The 19,897-nt window shown below is 67.5% G+C and carries 18 protein-coding genes and 1 pseudogene; 15 read left to right on the top strand and 4 right to left on the bottom strand.

Annotated elements, in window-relative coordinates:
- The first annotated feature begins 22 nt into the window (after positions 1-22).
- The 7 genes from hppD to tuf all read left to right on the top strand — a co-directional run bounded on the left by hppD (position 23) and on the right by tuf (position 7,267).
- Positions 23-1,258: a 4-hydroxyphenylpyruvate dioxygenase gene (gene hppD, locus ACWEKS_RS37785; RefSeq protein ID WP_452344531.1), complete on the top strand. Its 1,236-nt coding sequence runs from the start codon at positions 23-25 to the stop codon at positions 1,256-1,258.
- Between the two features lie 177 nt (positions 1,259-1,435).
- Positions 1,436-1,966 (top strand): DUF3558 domain-containing protein, encoded by a 531-nt coding sequence (locus ACWEKS_RS37780; protein ID WP_379389303.1) that lies wholly within the window; start codon positions 1,436-1,438, stop codon positions 1,964-1,966.
- Positions 1,967-1,977: 11 nt separating this feature from the next.
- On the top strand, positions 1,978-2,556 hold the full coding sequence (locus ACWEKS_RS37775) for a DUF3558 domain-containing protein (protein ID WP_354836489.1): 579 nt from the start codon (positions 1,978-1,980) through the stop codon (positions 2,554-2,556).
- Between the two features lie 277 nt (positions 2,557-2,833).
- On the top strand, positions 2,834-3,208 hold the full coding sequence (gene rpsL, locus ACWEKS_RS37770) for a 30S ribosomal protein S12 (protein ID WP_014353064.1): 375 nt from the start codon (positions 2,834-2,836) through the stop codon (positions 3,206-3,208).
- On the top strand, positions 3,208-3,678 hold the full coding sequence (rpsG, locus tag ACWEKS_RS37765) for a 30S ribosomal protein S7 (protein ID WP_030517120.1): 471 nt from the start codon (positions 3,208-3,210) through the stop codon (positions 3,676-3,678). The genes rpsL and rpsG overlap by 1 nt, the downstream gene beginning before the upstream one ends.
- 178 nt (positions 3,679-3,856) lie before the next feature.
- Positions 3,857-5,959: an elongation factor G gene (gene fusA, locus ACWEKS_RS37760; protein ID WP_364614108.1), complete on the top strand. Its 2,103-nt coding sequence runs from the start codon at positions 3,857-3,859 to the stop codon at positions 5,957-5,959.
- Positions 5,960-6,076: 117 nt separating this feature from the next.
- Positions 6,077-7,267 carry an elongation factor Tu gene (gene tuf, locus ACWEKS_RS37755; RefSeq protein ID WP_452344530.1) on the top strand — a complete coding sequence of 397 codons (1,191 nt, stop codon included), beginning with the start codon at positions 6,077-6,079 and terminating at the stop codon, positions 7,265-7,267.
- Between the two features lie 142 nt (positions 7,268-7,409).
- On the opposite strand, the gene ACWEKS_RS37750 is transcribed toward tuf, so the two are convergent.
- Both ACWEKS_RS37750 and ACWEKS_RS37745 read right to left on the bottom strand, forming a co-directional pair.
- On the bottom strand, positions 7,410-8,192 hold the full coding sequence (locus ACWEKS_RS37750; RefSeq protein ID WP_452344529.1) for a glutamate racemase: 783 nt from the start codon (positions 8,190-8,192) through the stop codon (positions 7,410-7,412).
- A 156-nt stretch (positions 8,193-8,348) separates the two neighbouring features.
- Complete coding sequence (locus ACWEKS_RS37745; protein WP_452344528.1) at positions 8,349-9,545, bottom strand: NAD(P)/FAD-dependent oxidoreductase; 1,197 nt, start codon at positions 9,543-9,545, stop codon at positions 8,349-8,351.
- 157 nt (positions 9,546-9,702) lie between these two features.
- On the opposite strand from ACWEKS_RS37745, the gene ACWEKS_RS37740 reads away from it, so the two are divergent.
- The 6 genes and pseudogenes from ACWEKS_RS37740 (at position 9,703) to ACWEKS_RS37715 (ending at position 14,353) form a co-directional block, all read left to right on the top strand.
- The gene (locus ACWEKS_RS37740; protein ID WP_354836478.1) at positions 9,703-10,056 is read left to right on the top strand and encodes an SPW repeat protein; all 354 of its coding nucleotides are present in this window, start codon (positions 9,703-9,705) and stop codon (positions 10,054-10,056) included.
- Between the two features lie 233 nt (positions 10,057-10,289).
- Complete coding sequence (locus ACWEKS_RS37735; RefSeq protein ID WP_379389359.1) at positions 10,290-10,916, top strand: TetR/AcrR family transcriptional regulator; 627 nt, start codon at positions 10,290-10,292, stop codon at positions 10,914-10,916.
- An 80-nt stretch (positions 10,917-10,996) separates the two neighbouring features.
- Positions 10,997-11,362: pseudogene (locus tag ACWEKS_RS37730) on the top strand (lipase family protein); the annotation flags it as partial.
- 115 nt (positions 11,363-11,477) lie between these two features.
- Positions 11,478-12,605, top strand: coding sequence for a hypothetical protein (locus tag ACWEKS_RS37725; protein ID WP_452344527.1), 1,128 nt, complete (start codon positions 11,478-11,480; stop codon positions 12,603-12,605).
- 55 nt (positions 12,606-12,660) lie between these two features.
- Positions 12,661-13,440 carry a DNA alkylation repair protein gene (locus ACWEKS_RS37720; protein WP_452344526.1) on the top strand — a complete coding sequence of 260 codons (780 nt, stop codon included), beginning with the start codon at positions 12,661-12,663 and terminating at the stop codon, positions 13,438-13,440.
- 328 nt (positions 13,441-13,768) lie between these two features.
- Positions 13,769-14,353, top strand: a complete 585-nt coding sequence (locus ACWEKS_RS37715; RefSeq protein ID WP_452344525.1) for a transglycosylase SLT domain-containing protein — start codon at positions 13,769-13,771, stop codon at positions 14,351-14,353.
- A gap of 111 nt (positions 14,354-14,464) precedes the next feature.
- On the opposite strand, the gene ACWEKS_RS37710 is transcribed toward ACWEKS_RS37715, so the two are convergent.
- Both ACWEKS_RS37710 and mftR2 read right to left on the bottom strand, forming a co-directional pair.
- On the bottom strand, positions 14,465-15,520 hold the full coding sequence (locus ACWEKS_RS37710) for a 2Fe-2S iron-sulfur cluster-binding protein (protein WP_452344524.1): 1,056 nt from the start codon (positions 15,518-15,520) through the stop codon (positions 14,465-14,467).
- A 72-nt stretch (positions 15,521-15,592) separates the two neighbouring features.
- Complete coding sequence (mftR2, locus tag ACWEKS_RS37705) at positions 15,593-16,213, bottom strand: mycofactocin system transcriptional regulator MftR2 (RefSeq protein WP_354836466.1); 621 nt, start codon at positions 16,211-16,213, stop codon at positions 15,593-15,595.
- Positions 16,214-16,651: 438 nt separating this feature from the next.
- Between mftR2 and mftF the strand changes: the two genes are divergently transcribed.
- Both mftF and ACWEKS_RS37695 read left to right on the top strand, forming a co-directional pair.
- Positions 16,652-18,049: a mycofactocin biosynthesis glycosyltransferase MftF gene (mftF, locus tag ACWEKS_RS37700; protein WP_452344523.1), complete on the top strand. Its 1,398-nt coding sequence runs from the start codon at positions 16,652-16,654 to the stop codon at positions 18,047-18,049.
- A gap of 388 nt (positions 18,050-18,437) precedes the next feature.
- Positions 18,438-19,790 carry a GAF domain-containing protein gene (locus tag ACWEKS_RS37695; protein WP_452344522.1) on the top strand — a complete coding sequence of 451 codons (1,353 nt, stop codon included), beginning with the start codon at positions 18,438-18,440 and terminating at the stop codon, positions 19,788-19,790.
- Positions 19,791-19,897: the final 107 nt, after the last annotated feature.

Here is a 19,897-nt window from a genome sequence, read left to right as displayed (position 1 = left end):
CCGCTGGGCCTTTCCTGGGCACATGAGCATCGACGCAGGACACCACGGCAGCGCCCACGCCCGCCCCGGGTTCGCTCGGGCCCGATCCGGCGACCTGCCCGGCGACGACGAACTCCGCCGCCTCGTCGGCCTGGTGGACCACGATGCCGCTGCCGACCCGTTCCCCGTGCTGGGCTGGGACGCCATCGTCTGGGTGGTCGGCAATGCCACCCAGACCGCGCACTACCTCCAGTCCGCCTTCGGCATGCGGCTGGAGGCCTACTCGGGTCCCGAAACCGGCAATCGTGACCACAAGGCGTTCGCGCTGCGCAGCGGCGGCGCCCGATTCGTCGTCAAGGGTGCGGTGGATCCGGCCAGTCCGCTTGTCGCACACCACGATCTGCACGGGGACGGGGTGGTGGACATTGCGCTCGAGGTCCCCGACGTGGACCGCTGCATCCGCCGCGCCCGCACCCAGGGCGCCACCGTGCTGGTCGAACCGCACGACGAGACCGACGACTACGGCACCGTCCGCACCGCCGCCATCGCCACCTACGGCGACACCCGGCACACCCTCGTCGACCGCTCCCGCTACTACGGCCCCTACCTGCCCGGCTACACCCCGCGCCGCTCCGCCTACGCCCCGCGGGCCGGGCAACCCCGGCGCATCTTCCAGGCCATCGACCACGTGGTCGGCAATGTGGAACTCGGGCGCATGGACGAATGGGTCGAGTTCTACCGGCGCGTCATGGGTTTCGAGAACATGGCCGAATTCGTCGGCGACGACATCGCCACCGAGTACTCCGCCCTGATGAGCAAGGTGGTGGCCAACGGCAACCACCGGGTCAAGTTCCCGCTCAACGAACCCGCCCCCAGCCGCAAGCGCTCCCAGATCGACGAGTACCTCGAGTTCTACCGCGGCCCCGGCGTCCAGCACATCGCGCTGGCGACCGGCGACATCCTCGCCGCCGTCGACGTGCTGCGCCGGGAGGGCATCGAATTCCTCGACACCCCCGACAGCTACTACGAGGACCCGGAACTGCGCGCCCGCATCGGCCACGTCCGCGTCCCGGTCGCCGAACTGCAGCGCCGCGGCATTCTGGTCGACCGTGACGAGGACGGCTACCTGCTGCAGATCTTCTGCAAGCCCATCACCGACCGGCCCACCGTCTTCTTCGAGCTGATCGAACGCCACGGCTCCCTCGGCTTCGGCAAGGGCAACTTCAAGGCGCTCTTCCAGGCCATCGAGCGGGAACAAGAGGCACGCGGAAACCTCTGAGCTGTATCCAATTCGCCCTCCGCTTCGCTCCGGGGTTCGCGGCGCTGAAGGTCGCAGGTCTATGGAGCCGTTCGCTCCCCCCGCTCCGCTCGGTCCAGAACGAGACGCGCCGCGAACCATGGGGTTTCGCTCTCCGTGCAACGGCTGCTGCTGGCTGTGCACAGTAGAGTCGGGTCCATGCGAATGGCGTCCGCGGTTGTCACGGGGTTGAGCCTCGCGTTGCTGCTGTCGGCGTGCGGGGGGAAGAGCGATTCCGGCGACGAACCGGGGTTCCGCCCGCCGCAGAAGGTGGCGGCGCTGGGCCCGTTCGTCGGGGAATGCGGCCACCTCACCGATGACGAGGTACGCGACCTGGGTGGGCTCGGCACCCTCACCACCGTCTTCAAGAACTCGACCGGCTGCAACTGGCAGGCCGGCGGAATCAGTTCCTCCAGCGTCACTTTCGCCTCCTACCGCGGCAGCCCCATCGATCGCGAGAAGGCGTGGGTCGCCAGCGTGGGCCGCACCCCGGACACCATCGAGGTGGGCGGGAAGAAGGGCTTCCAGGCCCTGGACCCCAGCAACGCCGTCTGCGATCTCGCGGTGCAGCTCGACGACGACTTCTTCGAATGGTCCATCTCCTACGGCGTATTCAGCAGCGGCAACCTCGGCAACCCGTGTGACCGCACCCGCAAGATGGCCGAACTGACCGTGCAGCGGCTCGGATGAGAGGGACCGGAATGTCAGGTCGATCCAGGCGGGTGCGCGGCGCGATCGCCCTCTCGGTGCTGGCCCTGACCGCCGCGCTGGGCGGCTGCGGCAAGACCGTCCCCGGCAGCGCGCTGCCCGCGGGCGGCACCACCGGCACCGGTACCGGCGGAACCTCGCGCATCAACACCAATTTCGACAAGCTGCTGCGCGAATGCCAGGTGGTCGCCCAGGACGACATCGCGAAATCGGTGGGCGACAACATGTATGTGGAGCCGTCCTTCAATGGCGCGGTCTGCATGTGGAATCTCACCGGCGGCACCGCCGGCAGCGGCATGGTCACGCTCAGCTGGTACGAGCTGGGCTCGCTCAACAACGAGAAGCAGAACAACGACCGCCTGAAGTATGTGACCAACGACATAACCGTGCAGGGCCGCCGCTCGGTGGAAACCCGCCGCCCGAACGATCCGGACTCCTGCGGCGTGAGCGCACCGGCCGCGGATACCGGCATCGTCGGCTGGTGGGTCAACTACCGCAGCGGATCTCAGCATGCGGACCCCTGCGATGCGGCGCGCAAGCTGGTCGAGCTGACGTTGAACCTGGCTCGATAACGGCTCTACCAGGCCCGGTGGGGGGACCCTCTTTTGCCCCTGAAAGAGCCGACGAGTATCGTGGACCGCTGTGCCCGGAGCATGCGGGCAAGTTGATGTGCAGTACGTAGGCCAGCGAGAGCGGCTGACCGTTTCAGCATGCCTTGAAAAAGGCCTCTGAACTGTGCACGACACGCCCGACCTCGTGGAGACGAAATGCCATGAGAACAGGGCGGGAAGCTCGAATGACAAAGACATGAAGTTCCAGACACCTGGTTACTAAAAGGAAAGCCGGTCTATGCCAACCATCAACCAGCTGGTCCGCAAGGGTCGCCGCGACAAGGTCGCCAAGACCAAGACTGCGGCCCTCAAGGGGAGCCCGCAGCGTCGTGGCGTGTGCACCCGCGTGTACACCACGACCCCGAAGAAGCCGAACTCCGCGCTGCGTAAGGTCGCGCGTGTTCGCCTGACCAGCGCGGTCGAGGTCACGGCTTACATCCCTGGTGAGGGCCACAACCTGCAGGAGCACTCGATGGTGCTCGTCCGCGGCGGTCGTGTGAAGGACCTCCCGGGTGTGCGCTACAAGATCATCCGCGGCTCGCTCGACACCCAGGGTGTCAAGAACCGCAAGCAGGCCCGCAGCCGCTACGGCGCCAAGAAGGAGAAGAGCTAATGCCGCGTAAGGGTCCCGCTCCCAAGCGTCCCCTGATCAACGACCCGGTCTACGGCTCGCCCCTGGTGACGCAGCTGGTCAACAAGATCCTGCTGGACGGCAAGAAGTCCACCGCCGAGCGCATCGTCTACGGCGCCCTCGAGCAGGCTCGTGAGAAGACCGGCACCGACCCGGTCGTCACCCTCAAGCGCGCGCTCGACAACGTCAAGCCCGCCCTCGAGGTGAAGCCCCGCCGCGTCGGTGGCGCCACCTACCAGGTGCCGGTCGAGGTTCGTCCCGGCCGCGCCAACACCCTGGCGCTGCGCTGGCTGGTCAACTACTCCCGCGCTCGTCGCGAGAAGACCATGATCGAGCGTCTGGCCAACGAGCTGCTGGACGCCAGCAACGGCCTGGGCGCTTCGGTGAAGCGTCGCGAGGACACCCACAAGATGGCCGAGTCCAACCGGGCCTTCGCGCACTACCGCTGGTGACCTGTGGCCCGGCCCTCCGTTCGGAAGTGCCGGGAGACGAGTCACATGTCGGGCGCGACAGCTGAGCTGTTCCAAGCGAGGCACCCACGCGTCGCGCCCGACGTTGACACCGAGGGCTTCGGAGAACTCGAGGCCTATCCCGTTGAATCCCAACTAGCTACGAGCGGGGAAGATTTCCGTGGCACAGGACGTGCTCACCGACCTGCACAAGGTCCGCAACATCGGCATCATGGCCCACATCGATGCCGGTAAGACGACGACTACCGAACGCATCCTCTTCTACACCGGTATCACCTACAAGATCGGTGAGGTGCACGACGGCGCCGCCACCATGGACTGGATGGCGCAGGAGCAGGAACGCGGCATCACCATCACGTCGGCCGCGACGACCTGTTTCTGGAAAGACAACCAGATCAACATCATCGACACCCCCGGCCACGTGGACTTCACGGTCGAGGTCGAGCGCTCGCTGCGCGTCCTCGACGGCGCCGTCGCGGTGTTCGATGGCAAGGAAGGCGTCGAGCCGCAGTCCGAGCAGGTGTGGCGCCAGGCCGACAAGTACGACGTCCCGCGCATCTGCTTCGTCAACAAGATGGACAAGCTGGGCGCCGACTTCTACTTCACCGTCCAGACCATCAAGGACCGCCTGGGCGCGAAGCCGCTGGTCATCCAGCTGCCGATCGGCGCCGAGGACACCTTCGAGGGCATCGTCGACCTGGTCGAGAACAATGCCAAGGTCTGGCGGGGCGAGACCAAGCTCGGTGAGCAGTACGAGGTCGTCGAGATCCCGGCCGATCTGAAGGACCGCGCCGAGCAGTACCGCCAGGAGCTGCTCGAGACCGTCGCCGAGTCCGATGAGGCCCTGCTGGAGAAGTTCTTCGGCGGCGAGGAGCTCTCGGTCGAGGAGATCAAGGGCGCCATCCGCAAGATGACCGTGAACTCGGAGCTCTACCCGGTGCTCTGCGGTTCGGCGTTCAAGAACAAGGGCGTGCAGCCCATGCTCGACGCCGTCATCGACTACCTGCCGTCCCCGCTGGACGTCGAGTCCGTGCACGGTCACGTGCCGGGCAAGGAGGACGAGGTCCTCACCCGCAAGCCGAGCTCGGACGAGCCGTTCGCGGCGCTGGCGTTCAAGATCGCCACCCACCCGTTCTTCGGCAAACTGACCTACGTTCGCGTGTACTCGGGCAAGGTCGACTCCGGCGCCCAGGTCATCAACGCGACCAAGGGCAAGAAGGAGCGTCTGGGCAAGCTGTTCCAGATGCACTCCAACAAGGAGAACCCGGTTTCCGAGGGTGTGGCCGGCCACATCTACGCGGTCATCGGCCTGAAGGACACCACCACGGGTGACACCCTGTGCGATCCGCAGAACCAGATCGTGCTGGAGTCCATGACCTTCCCGGACCCGGTCATCGAGGTGGCCATCGAGCCGAAGACCAAGGCCGACCAGGAGAAGCTGGGCGTCGCGATCCAGAAGTTCGCGGAGGAGGACCCCACCTTCAACGTGAAGCTGGACCAGGAGACCGGCCAGACCGTCATCGGCGGTATGGGCGAGCTGCAGCTCGACATCTACGTGGACCGCATGAAGCGCGAGTTCAAGGTCGAGGCCAACATCGGCAAGCCGCAGGTGGCGTACCGCGAGACCATCACCAAGAAGGTCGAGAAGCTCGAGTACACCCACAAGAAGCAGACCGGTGGCTCGGGTCAGTTCGCCCGCGTGATCATCGGCCTGGAGCCCTTCGTGGGCGAGGACGGCGCGACGTACGAGTTCGAGAACAAGGTCACCGGTGGCCGCGTTCCGCGTGAGTACATCCCGTCGGTCGACGCCGGTGCGCAGGACGCCATGCAGTACGGTGTCCTCGCCGGATTCCCGCTGGTCAACATGAAGGTCTCGCTGCTCGACGGCGCCTACCACGAGGTCGACTCCTCGGAAATGGCGTTCAAGATCGCCGGCGCGATGGCCCTCAAGGAAGCGGCCCGCAAGGCCGGTCCGGTGATCCTCGAGCCGCTCATGGCTGTCGAGGTCACCACGCCCGAGGATTACATGGGCGAAGTGATCGGCGACCTGAACTCCCGCCGTGGCCAGATCCAGGCCATGGAGGAACGCAGTGGTGCCCGTGTCGTCAAGGCGCTGGTTCCGCTCTCGGAGATGTTCGGTTACATCGGTGACCTGCGGTCGAAGACCCAGGGCCGAGCGAACTTCTCGATGGTGTTCGATTCGTACGCGGAGGTTCCGGCCAACGTGTCGAAGGAGATCATCGCCAAGGCGACCGGCGAGTAATTCGCTGCGGGACGGGTTTGCGAGAATCCGTCCCGCGTCGGTCGTCTGAACGACCCCCTGTAAGAAAAAACCGCACTGCTGCAAAAGCAACGCACTAACTAGTCCAGGAGGACAACAGTGGCGAAGGCGAAGTTCGAGCGGACGAAGCCCCACGTCAACATCGGCACCATTGGTCACGTCGACCACGGCAAGACCACGCTGACTGCCGCGATCACCAAGGTGCTGGCTGACAAGTACCCGGACCTGAACGCGGCCTTCGCGTTCGACCAGATCGACAAGGCGCCGGAGGAGAAGGCTCGTGGTATCACGATCAACATCTCCCACGTCGAGTACCAGACGGAGAAGCGCCACTACGCGCACGTCGACGCCCCGGGTCACGCGGACTACATCAAGAACATGATCACCGGTGCCGCCCAGATGGACGGCGCGATCCTGGTCGTGGCCGCCACCGACGGCCCGATGCCGCAGACCCGCGAGCACGTGCTGCTCGCCCGCCAGGTCGGCGTGCCCTACATCCTGGTCGCCCTGAACAAGTCCGACATGGTCGACGACGAGGAAATCCTCGAGCTCGTCGAGATGGAGGTCCGTGAGCTGCTGGGTTCGCAGGAGTTCGACGAGGAGGCGCCGGTCGTCCGCGTTTCCGGCCTGAAGGCCCTCGAGGGTGACCCGAAGTGGACCGAGTCCATCGTCGAGCTGATGAACGCCGTCGACGAGTCGATCCCGGACCCGGTCCGTGAGACCGACAAGCCGTTCCTGATGCCGATCGAGGACGTCTTCACGATCACCGGTCGTGGCACCGTCGTCACCGGTCGTATCGAGCGTGGCATCATCAACGTGAACGAGGAAGTCGAGATCGTCGGCATCCGCGAGAAGGTCACCAAGACCACCATCACGGGCATCGAGATGTTCCGCAAGCTGCTCGACAACGGCCAGGCGGGCGACAACGTCGGTCTGCTGGTTCGTGGCATCAAGCGTGAAGATGTCGAGCGCGGCCAGGTCGTCGTGAAGCCGGGTACCACCACCCCGCACACCGAGTTCGAGGGCCAGGCGTACATCCTGTCGAAGGACGAGGGTGGCCGCCACACCCCGTTCTTCAACAACTACCGCCCGCAGTTCTACTTCCGTACCACCGACGTGACCGGCGTCGTGACCCTCCCCGAGGGCACCGAGATGGTCATGCCGGGCGACAACACCGAGATGAGCGTCAAGCTCATCCAGCCGGTCGCCATGGACGAGGGCCTGCGTTTCGCGATCCGTGAGGGTGGCCGCACCGTCGGTGCCGGTCGCGTCACCAAGATCATCAAGTGATTTTCCGGAATCACTGGTGATTCTCTGAATCGCTGACGAACGGCGTCGCTCCGAAAGGAGCGGCGCCGTTTGCGTTCTGGATGGCGAAAGGGCCGTTCCCGGTGTGGGAACGGCCCTTTCGCCGTGTTCGGAGATCCGCGCGTCAGGATATGGTGAGCCGGACCGCGGCCGTGCCGCCGAGCAGGCGGCCGGATTCGAAAGCGGCTGCGGCCGTGGGAAGTTGGGCGGCACGGCCGGAGGCGAGGACGCGGACGGTGCCGGCGCCCGCGGTGGGGCGGTCGAGGGCGTCCATGCGGCGGAGGGTTTGGCCGGCGACGGCTTCGGCGCTGTCGAAGACGCGGACGCCCGGGGGGAGGGCGGTGAGGATGTCGTCCAGGACGAGGGGGTAGTGGGTGCAGCCGAGGACGATGCCCTCGGTGTCGGCGGGGGTGCGGGCGGCGGCGTCGGCGATGGCCTCGGCGATGACGGGGAGGTCGCCGCGGTCGATGGCGTCGGCCAGGCCGTGGCAGGCGACGCCGGTGATGTCGGCGTCGCCGCCGAAGCGGGCGATGAGGTCGGCCTGGTAGGCGCTGGCGGTGGTGGCCGCGGTCGCCCAGACCGCCACCTTCCGGCAGGCCGCGGCGGCCGGTTTGATGGCGGGCACGGTGCCGATGACCGGCACGCCGGGGCCGACCATGGTGCGGACGTGTTCGAGGGCCTGCACGCTGGCGGTATTGCAGGGCAGCACAATGACTTCCGCGCCCTCACCCAGGGCGAGGCGCGCGGTGTCCAGTACCCGGTCGATGACCCACTGCTCGGGTTTGGGCCCCCACGGCGCGCCGTCGGGGTCGTTGAGCAGCAGCAGGTCGAGATCGGGCCGCAGCTTCCGCAACCAGGCGGCCGTGGGGAGCAGCCCCAGTCCGGAGTCGATGAGCGCGACGATCACACCCTGCACGGTAGTGAAGGAACCGCCTCCGCCGCGAACCGCGGGTCGAAAAACCGCGTGGGCGTGGCGCAGCCGACCGCGGCGGAAAGCCTCAGCCGATCCGGCGGAGGGCCTCAGCGACCGCGGTAGAGGCTCAGCCGACCGCGATAGTGGGCCTCAGCCGACTGTCGCCGAGGGGCGCAGGGTCGCGGCGAGCTGGGCGCGGGCCTTCATGACCTTGCCGGCCATGCTCGCGCCGACGACCGCGACGAGTTCGCCGCCGCGCAGGTAGTGGGCGAGGAACTTGCGCCCCTTGTCCTCGACGATCTGCACCTCGTCGGCGAGCGCCGGGATGCCGAGCACCTGGATCTTCATGTCGTACTGGTCGCTCCACACGTAGGGCACCTGCACCTCGGCGGACCGGTCGGCGCCCAGCAGCGCGGCGGCCAGCAGCTGGGCCTGCTCACCGGCATTGGTCCAGTGTTCGACGCGCTTGTTGCGGCCGCTCGCGTGCGGCCAGGCGGCCACGTCGCCGACCGCCCAGACGCCCGGGACACTGGTGCGTCCGGTGTCGTCGGTGAGGACGCCGCCGCCCTCGGCGGGCGCGGCCAGCGGGATGCCGGAGTCGTCGAGCCAGCCGGTGACGGGCACCGATCCGATGCCGATGACCACCAGGTCGGCGTCGATCACGCTGCCGTCGGTCAGCCGCACGCCGCGGACCCTGTCGTCCTCGGTGACAAGCGATTCCACGCCGATCCCGCACCGCAGTTCGACGCCCTCGGTTTCGTGGAGCCGTGCCACCAGCGCGCCGACCTGTTCGCCGAGGGCGGCGAACAGGGGAGTGGGCTGGGGTTCGACGATGGTCACCGCGAGGCCGCGGGACCGGAAGCTGGCGGCCAGTTCGCAGCCGATGAAGCCCGCGCCGACGATCACGGCCTTGCGTGCGCTGCCGAGGTGCTCGCGCAGGGCGTGGGCGTCGGAGTGCGAGCGGAGCACGTGGACGCCGGAGACCTCGGGCAGACCCGGGATTCGACGCGGCCGCAAACCCGTGGCGATCACCAGGGCGTCGTATCCGGCTTCGCTGCCGTCGGAGAGCCGCACCCGCCGGGCGGCGGTGTCGACGCCGGTGGCGGCGACTCCCAGCCGCAGCCGGATCTGCTGCTCGGTGAAGAATTCCGCGGGCCGCAGGGCGGTGTCGTCGGTTTCGCCGCGCACGTACTGTTTGGACAGCGGCGGCCGGTCGTAGGGCGCGCGGTTCTCGTCGCCCAGCAGGGTGAGTTCGCCGGTGTAACCGCCACGTCGCAGCTCTTCGGCCGTGCGCAGTCCCGCGAGGCCCGCGCCGACAATTAGAACGTGTTCTACCGAGTGCGACATGCGCCAACCATAGCGGTTCCCGAAGTCGCGCGCCGACGTGTCGACCGTCACACCCGAGATGCGGCCCAATCGTATCCGGGCATTTATTGATCGGGCGGTCAATCAGGAATACAACGGGATCAGAACATATTCCCTGGCCTTTCAAAGGAGGCATTCCATGTTCACCGTGAGTCGCGCGGAGCAGGCCATGACGGTCGTGCTCGGCGCAATCGCCGCGCTGTCCCCGATCTGGGTGGCGCACAGCAACCGCGCACTGTGGACCCTCGTGGTGCTCGGCGTGCTGGTCGCACTCGCGGGCCTGGCGCAGATCGCGGAAATGGCGACCGGCATGGTCGGCTACGCGCTCGGCGTGCTGGGCGTCCTGATGTTCATCTCCCCGTGGGTGATGAACTTCCACTCCTACAGCGGCGCATCCTGGGTCGCGTGGATCGTGGGTGCGTTGACGGTCGTGGTCGCGCTGGCGGAGATGCCCGAGGTGTCGGGCCGCTTCGGCGCAGCGGCGCATCACTGACCGATTCGCGGCGTGCCGGCCTCGGCTCTCCGTGCTCACGGGTGCACAGCCCTCGTGAGCATGGGAGACGCAGCGAGGCCGGCGCGTCCGCGCGTTATGCTTGTCGTCTACGTCCGCCGACCGGTGGCGGCCGCCTCCGCGTCGAAGCGTGAGGAGGAAGTCGAGCAGTGCCCACATCACGCAAGGCGGAATCGGATTCGCCGCGCACAGCAGAGTCTGAACTGCTGCGCAATGTGGGACCCGCGCCCCGCCGGGTGGGGCGTCGTCGCAGCAAGAAGGTCGACGGTGACGCTCGCCAGCTCATCCTGGATGCCGCCGAGAGGCTTTTCGCGGCCCATGGATTCGACGCGACTCCCACGGCGTCGATCGCCGAGGAGGCCGGGGTGCCCAAGGGCCTGATCTTCTACTACTTCCCGACCAAGGGCGCCATTCTGTCGGCGCTCATGGCCGAGCGGGTCCCCTCGCAGCCGCTGGACGATATCGAGTCGGTGGTGGTGCCGGGCGATCCGGCCAAGAGCCTGGTCAATATGGATGCCGCGCTGAATCTGCGCGAGAACAATTCCTCGGTGCTGCGGGTGATCATGTGGCGCGAGGCCGATACCCACCCGGATGTGCGGAAACAATTGCGCCGCATGCGGGATCAGCTGCTGGACGCGACCGCGCGGGTGCTGGCGGCGAGCGCCCCGGCCCCGGTGCAGCCGGGGACATTGCGGGCGTGTGCGGCGGCGTGGGTGTCGGCGATGCTGGCCATCGCGAGTACGGATCGGTTGCACGCCCTGGACGGGGTGCCGCTGCCGACGGCCGACGAGATTCTGAATGTGGCGCAGGTGGTGGCGGCGGGCATGACCCACCTGGGTTGAGCGCGTAACCGGCCGACCTCGCCGGCCATGATCCGGGCGACGTGCCGGCGGTGCGGCCGATGCCGCCGCACATGCCCGCAATGGCCAATGGCTGCACCCATCAGATCATGGCGATCGGCGTCGGGCACAGTGCGCGCGAATTCGCGGCCAGCACCTCGCTGATCGACGATCCGGCGGTGATGTCGGTGCTGCGGGAGAACAGCCTGGAACTGTACGACGGGGTGCCGAATACACCCATCTTCGAATGGCATTCGCCGACTGATCCGCTTATTCCGGTGGACGCCATCGTGAATACCGATCAGCGCTATTGCGCGGCCGGGGTGCGGCTGGACATGGATATGAATCCGTCCTCGGAACATCTGTCGGCGGCGGTGCTGGGACTGCCCGCCGCACTGTGGTGGATCGACGCGCGGTTGCGCGGCGAACCCGCTCCGAGCAATTGCTGAGCGGCGTCAACACCCCAATACTGTTGATCGTGAGCCGGTTTCGCGGTGCCTGCGCTCATGCCCCGGCCCCAGCCCGAGTCGCACCCCTTCCCGCGGGCCGGTAAGAATGTCGGCCATGGATGCCGATTTCACCACCGGCCCGGGGGATTCGCGCCCCGCGCGCCAGCCGGGCTACCGACTCACCCATCCCGATACCCCGTCACCGGGCACGTCGCCGAACCCGGTGCTGACCGGCATCGACACCGGCGGCTACGCCGGCCCGGGCCGAAATGGCCAGGAGCAGGCCGTGCAGTGGTCGACCGCGCCCGTAACCCTGCGCGCCACACCGGAACCCGATGCGCTGCCGCGCCGGATCGCCCCCGATCTGCCGCAGCGCACCGCGGACCCGGAGGCGGTGGCCGCCCGGCTCGCCGCCGACGGCGAGCCGTTCTCGGCTCGGATCACCACCGACAGCGAACCGCTCGCGATGCCCGCCACCAATGGCGAGCCCTTCGCCGTGCGACCCGCCACCAACGGCGAGCCCTTCGCCGTCCGACCCGCCACCAACGGGTCGCCCTACGCCCGATCCATGTCCGACAGCGGATCGTTCACCAGTGCCGCCCTCGACAGCGAGCCCTACGCGGCGGCGCCCGTGGCGGACAGCGAGACGATCGCCGTGCGCCCCGCCGCCAATGGCTCGCCCTTCGTGGCCCATTCCGGTGTGCACGAGGACGTATTCGCGGCGAGCCGGCCCGCCGACCTCGAGGCCCCCACCGGTCGCCGGCACGCGCCGGACCCCGAGCCGCCGGCCCGGCTGGAGAGCCCCGCCCGCTTGGAGAGCCCGGCCCCCGCCCGGATGGAAGACCTGGAGGCCGTCGCGGCGTCGCTGCGGGAGAGCGCGCCCGCTTCGCCGGCCAAGCCCGAGCGTCCGGCGAGCGTCAGGTCCCGGCGGCGCGCCGCCCCGGAACCCGCTGTGGCGCAGCCGGATTCGACCCCGGCGCAGACCAAGGCCGGCGCCGAGTTCCGGACCGGCGACGCCACCATCGATCTGCACCACATCATGCGGCTGCTGGTGGCCAGCCACGATCTGGACGTGGCCGCGGCGGCGGTCGAATCCGGCGAGATCACCGTCGCCGAATTGGCCGAGGTCGCGCGGCGCACCCGCACGGCGGCCGTGGAATTGGTGGCGGCCTGGTACGGCGGAGCGGATCACATGCGGAAATTCGGCGAGGTGCTGTTACAGGCCGCGGCTGAAACCGCTTGATAGAGATCTAGAATTCGATCGACAGACTCTCCGGCTCACGGACGCAGGAGGCGCGATGAGCGGAACCGGCGTGCCGTCGAAAACCCTGACGGCGGCCGCGGTACAGGCGGAATTGGCGGCCTTCGCCGATCCGGCCGACGCGGTGCATCTGCAGCGGTTCTTCAAAACCGGGCCGGGTGAGTACGGGGAAGGGGATGTATTCATCGGCGTCCGGGTTCCGCAGACCCGGAAGGCGGTGAAACAATTTGCCGGCCTGCCGCTTTCGGAGATCGATCTGTTGCTCGACAGTCCGGTGCACGAGCACCGGCTGGCCGCATTGGTGATTCTGAACGGCGAAATGGCCAGGGCGACACGCAAACGCGGGGGCGGGACACACAATCGCGGCGGTGATGCGGCGCGACAACGGGAGATCGTCGATCTGTATGTGGCGGCCGTGCGCCGCGGCCGGGTGAACAACTGGGATCTGGTGGATTCCTCGGCCGAGTTCATTCTCGGCCCGTGGCTGTTGGAACGTCCCCGGGACCTGCTCGACGAATTCGCATCGGGAGATTCGCTCTGGGAGCGGCGGGTGGCCCTGCTGACCACATTCGCGTTCATCAAGCAGCGCGATACCGCGACCACGCTCGAGCTGTGCGAACGCCTGCTCTCCGATCGCCGCGATCTGATCCAGAAGGCGGTGGGCTGGATGCTGCGGGAGATCGGCAAGCGGGTGGATTCCGCGATTCTCACCGGATTTCTGGACGCGCACGCGGCGGATATGGGCCGTACCGCACTGAGTTACGCGACCGAGCATCTCGCTCCCGAACAGCGGGCGAAGTACCGCGCGCAGCGGTGATCAGCGGGCGAAACGGGCCGGACAGGTGACGCTGTCAGATTGCTGTGACGAACCACTCGGCTAGTTCGCACCGAGTGTTCATCCTGTGTTCAGTTTGCGTTTACTTGGCGAGATCAGTCTGTGATCAGTCGGTGAAGGCCGATACCAGCTCGAAATGAGCCGGTGACTACCACGCAGAGACCGCCGCCTTCGGCGGGAGCGTGACTGAACGGTGATAGCTGGGAAATATCCCCTATCTCGTTCCGCCACTTGCACATCACAACCCATGCAGTGCATCGGCGAGTTCCTCCGGGTGCCCGCCGTGGTGAGCTCTGCGCCTGTTACCACCATGAAACGAAACCTGTTCGCCCAGCCCGTCAAGACCATCACCGGCGCAGCCGCCGCGGCCCTGGCCGTCTCGGCCGTGATCGCCGCCGGTCCGGCCGCCGCCGACATCAACGGCGTCCCGCCCGAGTTCCAGGCCACCGCTCAGCAGGTCCAGCAGCAGGCCACCCAGCTCGACAACGGCCTCCCCGCTGCGCAGCAGGACCAGGTCCGTCAGGTCGTCCAGGGCCTCCCGGCCCCGTTCAACCAGGTCCTCCCCCCGGCCTTCGGCAACGACCTGAACGGCTGGATCCAGAATGCCCTGTTCGTCATGGGCCAGCACGGCATCCCCGGCAGCTACGACGGCGTCTTCCGCAACATCCAGCGTGAGTCGGGTGGCAACCCGCAGGCCATCAACCTGTACGACTCCAACGCCGCCGCGGGCATCCCGTCCAAGGGCCTGATGCAGGTGATCGATCCCACCTTCCAGGCGTACCACGTCGACGGAACGTCCTGGGACATCTACGACCCGGTCGCCAACATCACCGCCGCCTGCAACTACGCGGCGCACCGCTACGGCTCCATCGACAACGTCTTCTCGGCGTACTAGGCAGCACCGACTTCTCGGTTGCTCACCGGGGTTCAGCGCCGCACCCCTCGAATAAGAATGTGGCCGTCGCGTTTTCGACGCGGCGGCCACATTTCGCTTTTCGCGGGCTGGTCAGAACTGGATCTTCAGGTGATCCGTCACCGGGCGGGCCTGGCAGCCGAGGATGTAGCCGTTGGCGATGTCCTCGGGGTCGAGGATTTCGGCGTTCTCCATTTCCACTTCGCCTTCGAGGACGGTGCAGGCGCAGGAGCCGCATTCGCCTTCGAGGCAGGAGTAGGGGACGTCGAGGCCCTTGGCGAGCATGATGTCGACCAGGGTCTGGCTGCGGGGCCAGGTCATCTCGTGGGTTTCGCCGTCGAGTTCGACCTCGACACTGGCGGCGTCGGCGGCCTCCTCGGCGGTGATCTCGCTCGGTGCGACCTCCGCGAAGGGATCGCCGGAGAGCGAGTTGAAGACCTCGGCGTGGGTGCGGTTGCGAGGCATGCCGAGCTGGCCGAGGGCGTCGTGGACGCGGTCCATGAACGGCTTGGGGCCGCACATGAACGCCTCGTGCGCGACGTAGGGCGCGACCAGGGTGGCGAGGGCGTCGGCGGTGGGCAGGCCCTGCAGGTGCTCGAGCCAGTGGATCACGACCACCCGCTGCGGGTGCTTGTCGGCCAGCTCGCGCAGTTCCCGGGCGAAGATGACCGAGTCGTGGTCGCGGTTGGCGTAGACGACCACGATGCGGCCGTTGCCGCGGGCCAGCGCCGACTTGAGGATGGACATCACCGGGGTGATGCCGCTGCCGGCCGCGAACAGCAGCAGGTCCTCGTCGAGGTTCTTGGGGGTGAAGACGCCCGAGGGTGGCAGCACCTCGAGCGAGTCGCCCGCTTTCACGTTGTCGCACACCCAGTTCGACGCGTACCCGTCGACGGTGCGCTTGATGGTCACCTTGGGCTTGTCGTCGGTGTGCGGCGAGCTGGCCAGCGAGTAGCAGCGGGCGACGGACCCGGTGAGGTCGCTGGGGATGCGCAGGGTCAGGAACTGGCCCGGCTGGTAGGTGAAGCGCTCACGCAGGTCCTCGGGCACGTCGAATACCAGCGAGCAGGAGTCGGCCGTCTCGTTGATGACCGCGGAGACCCGCAGCACGGCCGATCGCGAGCTGTGCGGTACGTCGACGGTGGTCATAGTGTCCTCTCGAACCCGGCGGTGCTGGGCAGCCGGTGCAGTCTACCTAAACTAGAACGTGTTCTAGTTTGACTATACGTGGCCGTCCCGCTGCCGGACAAGCTGAGCTTCCAGGCCCGCGATCAGCACGTCCATCGAGAAGTCGTAGGAGTACTTGCCGCGGAGATCCGCCAGGTGTTTGGTGGCGCGTTCCACCGCCTCCGGAAGCACCCGGTCCAGCAGGCCCGCCCGATCGCGCGGGTTCACCTTCGAGCGCCCGAACAGATACGTGTGGATGGTGGCATAGGCGGAGAGCACATTGCGCTCGTCGAAACCGGCGTCGAAGAGGATTTCCATGACGGCGGCGATCAGGTCCAGCTGTTTGCCGAGCATCTGCTCGATCAACACGTCGCCGAGACCCGGGTGCTTGCGCAATTTCTCGTCGATCTGGTCGATCAGATCCCGCAATCGCATTTGCCACGTGCCGAATTCGGGTGGCGGCTTGCGCACGCCGGTGAGGGCGGCGGTGGCGACCAGATCGAGTAGCTCGCGCTTGTCGGCGACGTAGTAATAGGGGGCCATCGGCGAAACTCCGAGTTCGCGGGAGAGCCGTCGCATGGACAGCTTCTCCACACCGTCCTGCCGGACCACCCGCAGGGCGGCCTCGACGATCTCGGATTCCGAGAGGGTGTTACCGCCCCCGCCTGTCTGCATGCGCCCGACTCCCATACCGCCTCGACCACCACGGGCACGGATATCCGTCCCCTACCTGTTCAACTGCCGATTTTCCTCCCGCAGTGTAGAGCGCTCCCCGCATCAGCCGTCGAGCTACGGTCCGATGCGTGGACAAGGCCGAATCCCGGGCCAAGATCCCCATTCCTCGTGAACCTGTCGGAGCAGTCACCATCCTGGCGCGAGATCTCCATTCGTCGTGAACCTGTCGAAGCCGTCACCCAGAGGTTCGCGGCCGTCTCGATTCTGGACTGCGGCTGGAATCGACCTCGGCCTTGGAGTGGGGGAGCGAAGCGGAGGAGCGGAGGAGGGAAGAATCGAGACCTCGGGGCCGCGAACCCGCCCGGAGCGAAGCGGAGGGCAATTAGACACAGCGCGCCAATCATCATTGCCAGTGGTTGGCTGACTTAGCATTCGGGAATGCGCCATGATCGCCTTCCCGATGGTTTCGGGGTGCGAATCGATCCCAGGGTGCGCACTTATTCCGGTGGACGGCTCCTGGTCGGCGGAACGCCGACGAGGTTGCTACGGCTCGCCCCGGAAGCTGCGGCCTTGATCGGTGACGGGTACCTCGAGGTGACCGACCCCGCGTCGGCTCGGGTTGCCAGACGTCTTCTCGATTCCGGCGTCGCGAATCCGCGCCCGCGGCTGCTGCCGTCGCTGGAGGACGTCACCGTGATCGTTCCGGTGCACAACAATGCTCCCGAGCTGTCCCGGCTGCTGTCGGCGCTGCGCGGCCACACGGTGATCGTGGTGGACGACGGCTCGGATCAGCCGGTGCAGATCCCGGACGCCAGAAGCCGCTGCCGGATCACGGTGCTGCGCCGCGATCGCCGGTACGGGGCGGCCGCCGCCCGCAATTTCGGATTACGGGCCGCGGCAACCGAATTCGTGGCCTTCCTGGACCCGGAGGTGGTGCCCCGCACCGGCTGGCTGGAGGTCATGCTCGGGCACTTCAGCGATCCCAAGGTGGCGCTGGTGGCCCCGCGCATCCTGGCCATGGATCCGGATTCCACCCTGCTGGCCCGCTACGAGCACACCCGCGGCTCGGTGCATCGCGGCCGCCGCGAGTCGGCGGTGCACGCGCACGGCCCGGTGCCGTACGTGCCGAGTTCGGCGGTGCTGGTGCGCCGGCTGGCGCTGCTCGGCGAGGGCGGGTTCGACGAGACCATGGCGGCGGGCGGCGATGTCGACCTGTGCTGGCGGCTGGACCGCGCGGGCTGGCGGCTGCGCTACGAACCGGCCGCCCGCGTGGCGCACAGCAATCCGGTGTCACTGCGAAAGTGGTTCGCCCACAAGGTCACCCACGGGACCGGTGTCGCGCCGCTGGCCCAGCGGCATCCCGGCCTGGCCGCGCCGCTGTCGCTGCCGATCTGGACCGCGGTGTCCGCGGTGCTGTTGGGCACGATGTCGCGCTGGGGCGTGTTCGGCGGTCTGCTGACGCTGAGCGCCACCCTGGTCCGGCTACGCCGGGTCTTCGCCGGACTGGACAATCCGACCCGGGTGGCCGCCATCTATCTGACGCGCGGTTTCACCGGCGGCGTGTGGCGGCTGGCCACGGCCATGTGCCGGCACTACTGGCCGATCACGCTGCTGGGCATGCTGTGCTCGCGGCGGGTCCGTCACATCGCGTTCACCCTGGCCATGGCCGAGGGCCTGGCGGACTGGTTCACCCATCGGGAGCCGGGCAGCCTGGACCCGGTCCGGTACGTGCTGTGCCGGCGGCTGGACGATGTCGCCTACGGGACGGGTCTGTGGTGGGGTGCGGCCCGCATTCGCAGCGCGGCGGCGCTGAAGCCGACCTTGCCGACGAGCTGAATTCGACGCTGCTCCCGGGCTGCGGAAAGCCGCGTGCAGCGGTCGATGTCGGTCGGGCCGATGTCCTCCACGGACCCACCCGGACACAGCGCACGGGAGCCGGGCGGTACATTCGATGCACCGTACGGCCGTGAAACCCTGCTCACCGCAAGGTGATTCGAGCCTCCGCGGACGGCCGTGACCGGTCCGCAGCGCCACCGCAACCCTCCCGGACGGGGGAGTGACGCGCGGGTGCCGCGCCATCACTGAACACGCCGTGTTTAACAAAATGCTGTGTAGCTCACATTTTGTGAGGCGCCCGTTGGCGTGTGACCTGCCGGACAAACGTCCGGCTTCTGCCTTGAGGTCTTCGGTGCGCCGGTACTCTTTGGGGCGGAAAGAAAGGCAAATGGTCAGCAATCTCGCAGGTGGTGGGCAACCCAACCACGGCGTCGAACCGGGCAGTCAGCTCGGGGCGCTCGAAACATATGCCGCCCAGGCGCACGGATATCTCAGTGTGGGCGGGGATCAACTGGGGCAGTTGCCCGGCCTGCTGCGGCCGATGGTGCTCGAGTCATGGCTGCGCAGTGTGCGCGGCGGCGTCGATCCGATGGACGACGGAGACGGTCGTGGCCTGCGCGGCGCCGACCTCGAGCGTTACCGTGACGCGCATCCGATCGCCTCGGTCATGCCGTTGGTGGACAAGCTATTGCTGCGCGACGCGACCAGCACCGGATTGATCGTGGTGGTGGCCGACCAGTTCGGCCGCGTGCTCTCGGTGCACGGAAATGCCGATCGGGTGCAGGCGGCCGCGGAGGCGGGCCTGCGCGAGGGCAATGACCTGAGCGAGCGCCGGGTGGGCACCAATGCGGTGGGCCTGGTGGTGCGCACCGGCCGCGCGGCCTGGATCCACGGGCCGGAGCATTTCCTGCATCGCATGCACCAGATCACCGGAGCCGCGGCGCCGGTGCACGATCCGGACGGCCGCCTGGTGGGCGTGCTGATGATTGCCGGCGGGGTGCGGGTGGCGCGCCCGGAGATCCTGGCGCTGGTGAAGGCGGCCGCGACGGCCGCGGAGATGGATCTGCTGCTGGCCGCGGTCCGTTCGGGTCAGGATCGGCGCGCGAACGCCGATGCGCCGCAGCCGGAACGGCTCGGGCTGGAGGTGCTCGGACTCGGGCAGCCGCAGCTGACGGTCGCGGGGGAGCGAGTTCCCTTGTCGCAAAGGCATGCCGAGATCCTGCTGCTGCTGGGCGAGCACACCGAGGGCCTGTCGGCCGATCACCTGGCGCTGCTGCTGGACGATGCCGATCTGGACAACGCGACCATTCGCGCGGCCATGTCGCGTTTGCGTTCGGTGGTCGGGTCGAATGTGTTCGGCTCGCGTCCCTATCGACTGCGCGTGCCGATCGCCACGGATGTGGAGGCGTTGCGCGCCGCACTGGATTCCGGGGATGTGGATTCGGCGGTGCGGCTTTACGCGGGTCCGGTGCTGCCGCGTTCCACGGCGCCTGGAGTTATAGACATTCGCGATGAATTGCGGGTGCGTCTGCGCACCGCCGTATTACGTTCCGGCGACGCTTCGGTCTTGAGTCGGTGGACATCCGGTGCCGAGGGCCGTGACGATGCGGCCGCGTGGGCGACCTATCGCGCCAACGTCGATCGTGAGTCTCCGCTGTATGCGCAGATCGAGGCCAAGATTCGGGTGCTGGATCGGCGCCTGGGCGCCGATGCAACGCAGTTGCAACGTTTCGACTCATAGTCTCCACATCCGAAAGTGCGGTCGGTCACACCGCTGCCTTGTCATGTGGTCGTACCCACATTCATCGCGCTCTCGGCGCGCGGCTGTCAGCCAACTAGACGCTCGTC

The sequence above is a fragment of the Nocardia sp. NPDC004711 genome (assembly GCF_053601595.1).
The sequence above is the reverse complement of the archived record's forward strand: the minus strand, read 5'-3'. Positions and strand labels throughout refer to the sequence as shown.

Bases quoted from the DNA above. Each gene is read 5' to 3' on its own strand.
- ACWEKS_RS37695 (WP_452344522.1), top strand. From the start codon at position 18,438: ATGGTCAGCAATCTCGCAGGTGGTGGGCAACCCAACCACGGCGTCGAA.
- ACWEKS_RS37710 (WP_452344524.1), bottom strand. From the start codon at position 15,520: ATGACCACCGTCGACGTACCGCACAGCTCGCGATCGGCCGTGCTGCGG.
- hppD (WP_452344531.1), top strand. From the start codon at position 23: ATGAGCATCGACGCAGGACACCACGGCAGCGCCCACGCCCGCCCCGGG.
- ACWEKS_RS37740 (WP_354836478.1), top strand. From the start codon at position 9,703: ATGTTCACCGTGAGTCGCGCGGAGCAGGCCATGACGGTCGTGCTCGGC.
- ACWEKS_RS37775 (WP_354836489.1), top strand. From the start codon at position 1,978: ATGTCAGGTCGATCCAGGCGGGTGCGCGGCGCGATCGCCCTCTCGGTG.
- ACWEKS_RS37745 (WP_452344528.1), bottom strand. From the start codon at position 9,545: ATGTCGCACTCGGTAGAACACGTTCTAATTGTCGGCGCGGGCCTCGCG.
- ACWEKS_RS37780 (WP_379389303.1), top strand. From the start codon at position 1,436: ATGCGAATGGCGTCCGCGGTTGTCACGGGGTTGAGCCTCGCGTTGCTG.
- mftR2 (WP_354836466.1), bottom strand. From the start codon at position 16,213: ATGCAGACAGGCGGGGGCGGTAACACCCTCTCGGAATCCGAGATCGTC.
- mftF (WP_452344523.1), top strand. From the start codon at position 16,652: ATGCGCCATGATCGCCTTCCCGATGGTTTCGGGGTGCGAATCGATCCC.
- ACWEKS_RS37725 (WP_452344527.1), top strand. From the start codon at position 11,478: ATGGATGCCGATTTCACCACCGGCCCGGGGGATTCGCGCCCCGCGCGC.
- rpsG (WP_030517120.1), top strand. From the start codon at position 3,208: ATGCCGCGTAAGGGTCCCGCTCCCAAGCGTCCCCTGATCAACGACCCG.
- rpsL (WP_014353064.1), top strand. From the start codon at position 2,834: ATGCCAACCATCAACCAGCTGGTCCGCAAGGGTCGCCGCGACAAGGTC.
- ACWEKS_RS37715 (WP_452344525.1), top strand. From the start codon at position 13,769: ATGAAACGAAACCTGTTCGCCCAGCCCGTCAAGACCATCACCGGCGCA.
- ACWEKS_RS37720 (WP_452344526.1), top strand. From the start codon at position 12,661: ATGAGCGGAACCGGCGTGCCGTCGAAAACCCTGACGGCGGCCGCGGTA.